Annotated in this window: 2 protein-coding genes; both read left to right on the plus strand. The window is 52.7% G+C overall.

Going from position 1 to position 1,367, the window contains the following annotated elements; translation table 11 throughout:
- Positions 1-213 precede the first annotated feature (213 nt).
- The gene (locus BM019_RS30345) at positions 214-405 is read left to right on the plus strand and encodes a hypothetical protein (protein ID WP_007929308.1); all 192 of its coding nucleotides are present in this window, start codon (positions 214-216) and stop codon (positions 403-405) included.
- A 345-nt stretch (positions 406-750) separates the two neighbouring features.
- Positions 751-1,185 carry a GNAT family N-acetyltransferase gene (locus BM019_RS30350; RefSeq protein WP_092422778.1) on the plus strand — a complete coding sequence of 145 codons (435 nt, stop codon included), beginning with the start codon at positions 751-753 and terminating at the stop codon, positions 1,183-1,185.
- Positions 1,186-1,367: the final 182 nt, after the last annotated feature.

A 1,367-nucleotide genomic window follows, 5' to 3' on the forward strand; every position in this document is an offset into this window, starting at 1 on the left:
AAGGCAGCTAAATAGCCGCCCTCGGAAAACACTAGACTACGAAACACCCGCTGAACGATTTAGCCAATCTGTTGCGTCGACCGGTTGAATCCACACCGGAAAGCTGTGCAGTCCCATTGGCTCCATGCCGTTTGCCGGCTATCCGCTAGCGCGGGGGTTGTTGGCGATTGAGGCGTAAAATGGCGGTGCTACCTCGTCAAAAGGAGCCCCCATATGATCGCCGACCAAGTAAGCAAACAGGCGTCGGAGCAAAGAGTCTGGGATCAATATTTCTGCGCTGCGTTGATTGCCGAAAGCAATCTGACGGCACCGGTCGTAGGAGAGGCCACTCATGAAGATAGGCAGAACCTGTTGATCGAAAGAGCCAAAACTCTCGCCGACAAGATGATGGCATGTAGAAAATAATCGAAGCCCAGCCAGAGTGCTGGGCTTTTTGCATCCTCCGCCCTTGCACATGACCAAGGTCTGCCGACCGTTATAGTCGCCAATACAGCGGACGCTATGGATGATCAGTGGTCGCGCACTGGCAGCAAGTGAGGTTTGGATCTGTTCTGTCATGCATTGTGCTGCGAGTGCCGTATAGCGTGCTGTAGATGCACTGGGCCTTCGGCGTACCCAATGTAACCCGCGTCAATTAGCCAGTTCATGGTCGCATTTGCGCTTTGCATCAGAACTATCGCTGAGCGTAATGGCATCTGGGGCATTGCAGCTGAAGTAAACTCCGGCGAATTTGACCGGAGGGACGCGATCATGAATTGGCAAATCAGACAGGCCGTCTTGAGCGATATCGAATGGTTGCTACGTGTGGATCCTATCGCGGCAAAAGACCACGGCCGTCGAGCACAAATAGAAAGGGTAGTAGGCGCGGGTGAATGCTGGGTTGCTTGTGAGACGAGCGATCCCAGTGTCCCGATCGGTTACGGCTGTTTGGACAAAAGTTTTTTCGGGGAGTGGTTTATCCCGCTGGTAGTCGTCTCAAACGCCCATAGACGTTCTGGTGTAGGTAGGCAAATCGTTGCTCACTTAGAGCATTGTTCCTCTGCCAGAAAGATCTTCACTTCGACCAACACGTCCAATGCACCCATGCGGCAATTGTTGGTACAGCTTGGATATCAATACAGCGGGACTGTGGAGAATCTTGACCCTGGTGATCCAGAGCTGATTTTTGTGAAGTTTTTGAATTAACTCCGCACAAACAACGGCGGCAAGGTCTTCACCATCCATGTTGCGCTGTAGACGCTGGTTAGCTGCCACCGATGACGGGCAGCTATCGGCTGTGGATTCAACCGGTCGACGCAACAGATTGGCTAAATCGTTCAGCGGGTGTTTCGTAGTCTAGTGTTTTCCGAGGGCGGCTATTTAGCTGC

Origin of the sequence: Pseudomonas sp. NFPP07 (assembly GCF_900115645.1) — a bacterium.
GTDB lineage: Bacteria > Pseudomonadota > Gammaproteobacteria > Pseudomonadales > Pseudomonadaceae > Aquipseudomonas > Aquipseudomonas chlororaphis.

Excerpts from the sequence above, each read along its gene's own strand:
- BM019_RS30345 (WP_007929308.1), top strand. The coding sequence starts at position 214 with ATGATCGCCGACCAAGTAAGCAAACAGGCGTCGGAGCAAAGAGTCTGG.
- BM019_RS30350 (WP_092422778.1), top strand. The coding sequence starts at position 751 with ATGAATTGGCAAATCAGACAGGCCGTCTTGAGCGATATCGAATGGTTG.